Consider the following 3,717-nt stretch of genomic DNA (forward strand, 5'->3'; position numbering starts at 1 on the left):
TCGGAAAGCCGTGTGAGGGAGAACCTCATGCACGGTTTGATGAGGGGCGGATGAAAATTTCATCCGCCTACTCTACCAAGAATTTCAGAGACAAAGGGCGCAAATACGAAAGAAAGGAGAAGATTGATAGTTCAAAAAATATAAGAATATCGGAGGATGAACATGGAACAGAAAATTTTGCAATATGAAGGACCGGTTAGAAACGAAGAAATCGTTCTGAAAGTAGCTTCCTATGCGTATGGAAACCAGCTTTTTGTTGGAATGATGAGACCAGGCGAGGAAGAGGAGTCATATGGTGATCTGACCATAAACCTGCCCTATGAAGACGTAGAGAGAAATGAAGCATTTATTTCGGACCTTAATTGGAAGTATAAAATTAAGTTTATCCGCAAATATAAGCTTGGGAGAGTTCGGCGAAGAGTAGGACATTCCGGATATTGTACTTATCGTCTGGTTCAGTTTAATTTGAAAAAGCTGGCAGAATACGATCCGGAAGGTGTGGAAAAGTTTCTTGCGGAACAGAAAGGAGAACACGCGTAAATGGAAAATGCCGGAAACCGAAAAATGTTAGAACTATAAAGAAGGTGATGGCATAAGAAATGAAGAGTATGCAGGCTATTATTGTCTGGTACTGGCAATCGTGTGTGGGCTGAACGCAGCGGAGGCCTGGAAAATCTATCAGTATGGACCGGATCATCCACTAAGCAAAAAGATACTGAAGCGCAAAATCAGGGATTCCTCCCTGAAAAAGATGAAGAAAAAAGAGCAGGAGAAAATGATGAAAAAGCTGTTTCTGGAAGGCTACAGTAAAAACGCAATTGCAGATGCGTTTGAATGCTTACCGGAAACTGTAACAGCGAGAATCAAAAGAGCAGAGGAGGACATGAATGGAACGTAGAAATATAAATACAGTTGGAACGATATTTAATGACTTTTTAGGTTTGTACACAGGAGAAAGACCAGTTGGGATCCGTGAGCTGATCCAAAAATATGACAAACATCCGGTCCTGATGGGATTGTTGTCCAATGTGGATTCTATTATCTACGTGGATGTCAAAAAGGCCATGTATGAGATTTATCCGCTTTATAAGAAATATAGACATTGTGCGTTGGACGATGAAGCATGGAAAGCCATTGTGGAGAGTGCGGAGGCGCTTGAAAAGAAGTGGAATGGAAACCTTTGGGTACGCCGGGTAATCCTAAATCTGGTAAATGAGCTGGATAAGGAATCTAAGGAACTGCAAAGAGCGGCAGCTGGCGGAAATGCAGAAAATCACGCCTCCAAAGCTGCATAATGACGGGAGGAGTTTTATATGCTGGAAAAATTAGCCAAAAGCATAGAGGAAATAAATGTCCTGGCGGAACATTACCGAACCTGTCATAATGTAGCGGCAATTGAAAGTCTTGCAAAAGAACATTCCATATCCAAAGAGGACATGGATGCTTTTATAGCGGGAAAAAGGAATTTTCTGCTGAAGGTTTTGTTAACCCGGCAATCTGCGTCTGCAACCGAAAAGCTGACAGAAGAAATGCTTCTTTTGCAGGATCCTGGGTATGCGACTGTGATTGGCACGTATCTTTTAGACCTTGCTAGAAAAGATCCTGTTATGAAAGAGGTGATCCTCCAGCCCCATAAGACGTTGCGGCGCTGTATCGAATATGTCCATGAAAAGGCATATGAGACGGCACTTAAAAAGGCAAAGAAAGAGGGAAAAGCTGGTGTGGGGCAAAATACTGGTATTGCGATTGGCTCTACAGAGGTATTTGCCTGGGTAATAGACTATTACCTGTTGGATGACCGTAAGGATATGGAGAAAAAAGCGCAGGAAGAAAAGGATACAATAAAGAAAGCCTGGAAGAAAGCGGAATCTATCAGGGCATTGTCAACAAAATCAAATGATTCAGATACAAAGAAAGATGTTTCGGAAGAGGCGCTGGTGGCAGCAAAGCCAGTAGCGAAAAAGAAAGAGGAACCGGAGCAGCTTTCTTTATTTAATTTAGGGGCATGAGAAAATGATTGCGTATAAAGGCTTTGGAAAAAATCTGGTGTGTCTGGGTTACCAATTTAAACGATATGGGATCAATGAGACAACGGAGGCAAATTGCAGACAGAATGGATTCCATTGTGCGGAAAATCCGCTGGATTGTCTTGTTCACTATCCGAATTGGAGAAACTCCAGGTATTTTGTAGTGAAAGCATTTGGAGATCTGGATGAAGATGACCGGGATACCAAAATCTCGTGCACAAAGATGGAACTGAAGGAGGAACTGGATTTTTCAATGCTTTTACTACGGGGAGCTGCGTATATGGCAATACATCCGGACCGCCCATGGTGCAGCCTGGTTTGCAAAGAAACAGGTGTGGGCAATAATGGATTCGTAATTGTACGCGGCAAACAACCAAAAGCAAAAGGAAGGAAAAATGATCTTCTTATTCTTGTCCAGGAAGAGCCTGACAGCAATGAGATTATATATGTAAACCAGCTCTGTGTGGATGGCATAAGATATAAGGAAAATGAATGGTACGGAATTGCAGATTGAAAATTGGATGCTGGATCAGCGGTCATAGAGAAGCCGCAGAAAGGATTATTACGATGAAGTTAGGATATTTGGAATTTGTTGAGGTATTAAGAAAACAGCTTTTAAATGCTTTGCATTTACAGGAACAGCAAATATTTTTTAAAAAGAAAGCCATAGATAATAAGGATCGCTTATTTGTGGAGGCATTTGAAAATTCAAGTGGAAAACAACTGTGCGGTATTGACGTGAAAGATTTATATGAGCGTTGTATGGAAGGGAGTTCGATGGAGTCAATTTCATATTCTGTACAAGATGAAATCGAGAAACTGAAAACGGTTGGCATGTTAGAGGGCGAGATGACTCCAGACAGTTACCAAAAAATCAGAAAATACCTTTTTGTAAAACCGCTAAACAAGAAAGCGCATTCGCTTGAGTTGGAAGATGCAGTGCATAAGGATGTTGGAGATATCGCTTGTGTCGTGTATATGATGCTTAGTAATACGAACGAGTATTTTTGCGTGAAGATAAAAAATCAGCATTTGAAGCAATGGAAAATGACAAAAGAGGCTGTTATGGAAGAGGCGTTAAAAAATACCTGCCAGATGACACCCCCTTTCATTTATACAAATGGTAAGAACAAGTCGGGAGGATCCTTTATGGACAATGGAGCATTTTGCTTATCGAAAAGTGATAAAGTTATGGGGGTTCAGCTCTGCACCAATGCAAAAGAAAATGGAGCGGTTTCCGTATTTTTCCCTGGTGTCCTTCAAAGACTGGCACAGCTTATGGAAAGTGATTTGTACATTTTATTTACAAGCAGAAACGAAAGTTCAATTTACAGTGTAAATGAGAGTAATTTAGAAGATATTAAGGATGAACTCCATATAATGGAAACCGACTATGATAATGGTATTTGGTATGAAGATTCATTGTCAGAAGAACTCTACTACTATAGCAGAATCGAAGATAAGCTTTCTGTATATATGGAAAAAGTAAAGGTTAACTTTACTACGGTTAATTTAAAGGAAGCGCACTGATTATTAGAAAGGTAGATAAGGCTGTGTAATAGTTAAGTGGTAAGCAGTATCTGTATAATCCTAACGAAAGGAAATGAAAATACTATGAGTGAAATTTTAAGTTATGAGAAGTTTGTCGAAAACTTAAGAGCGTATCTGTTAGATGCTTTAAATCTGCAAG

Annotated in this window: 7 protein-coding genes; all 7 read left to right on the plus strand. The window is 40.2% G+C overall.

Going from position 1 to position 3,717, the window contains the following annotated elements; all coding sequences use genetic code 11:
* Positions 1-188, plus strand: a 188-nt coding sequence (locus AB5170_RS22285; protein WP_207746652.1) for a hypothetical protein, incomplete at its 5' end; no start/stop codon positions are given.
* Positions 163-540 carry a DUF4313 domain-containing protein gene (locus tag AB5170_RS22290; protein ID WP_173718615.1) on the plus strand — a complete coding sequence of 126 codons (378 nt, stop codon included), beginning with the start codon at positions 163-165 and terminating at the stop codon, positions 538-540. The genes AB5170_RS22285 and AB5170_RS22290, both read left to right, overlap by 26 nt.
* 100 nt (positions 541-640) lie before the next feature.
* Positions 641-898: a hypothetical protein gene (locus AB5170_RS22295; protein WP_227199254.1), complete on the plus strand. Its 258-nt coding sequence runs from the start codon at positions 641-643 to the stop codon at positions 896-898.
* Entirely contained in the window at positions 888-1,295 is a 408-nt protein-coding gene (locus AB5170_RS22300; RefSeq protein WP_195380379.1) for a hypothetical protein, read from the plus strand. The genes AB5170_RS22295 and AB5170_RS22300 overlap by 11 nt, the downstream gene beginning before the upstream one ends.
* Before the next feature lie 18 nt (positions 1,296-1,313).
* Positions 1,314-2,009 (plus strand): Cas9 inhibitor AcrIIA9 family protein, encoded by a 696-nt coding sequence (locus tag AB5170_RS22305; protein WP_195380378.1) that lies wholly within the window; start codon positions 1,314-1,316, stop codon positions 2,007-2,009.
* Between the two features lie 4 nt (positions 2,010-2,013).
* Positions 2,014-2,541 carry a hypothetical protein gene (locus AB5170_RS22310; protein ID WP_195380377.1) on the plus strand — a complete coding sequence of 176 codons (528 nt, stop codon included), beginning with the start codon at positions 2,014-2,016 and terminating at the stop codon, positions 2,539-2,541.
* 53 nt (positions 2,542-2,594) lie between these two features.
* Complete coding sequence (locus AB5170_RS22315; RefSeq protein WP_195380376.1) at positions 2,595-3,557, plus strand: DUF5688 family protein; 963 nt, start codon at positions 2,595-2,597, stop codon at positions 3,555-3,557.
* Positions 3,558-3,717 lie beyond the last annotated feature (160 nt).

The organism is Ruminococcus sp. RTP21484sp1_RTP21281st1_A8_RTP21281_210402, assembly GCF_040914025.1.
Taxonomy (GTDB): domain Bacteria; phylum Bacillota; class Clostridia; order Lachnospirales; family Lachnospiraceae; genus Blautia_A; species Blautia_A faecis.

Excerpts from the sequence above, each read along its gene's own strand:
- AB5170_RS22305 (WP_195380378.1), top strand. The coding sequence starts at position 1,314 with ATGCTGGAAAAATTAGCCAAAAGCATAGAGGAAATAAATGTCCTGGCG.
- AB5170_RS22290 (WP_173718615.1), top strand. The coding sequence starts at position 163 with ATGGAACAGAAAATTTTGCAATATGAAGGACCGGTTAGAAACGAAGAA.
- AB5170_RS22310 (WP_195380377.1), top strand. The coding sequence starts at position 2,014 with ATGATTGCGTATAAAGGCTTTGGAAAAAATCTGGTGTGTCTGGGTTAC.
- AB5170_RS22300 (WP_195380379.1), top strand. The coding sequence starts at position 888 with ATGGAACGTAGAAATATAAATACAGTTGGAACGATATTTAATGACTTT.
- AB5170_RS22315 (WP_195380376.1), top strand. The coding sequence starts at position 2,595 with ATGAAGTTAGGATATTTGGAATTTGTTGAGGTATTAAGAAAACAGCTT.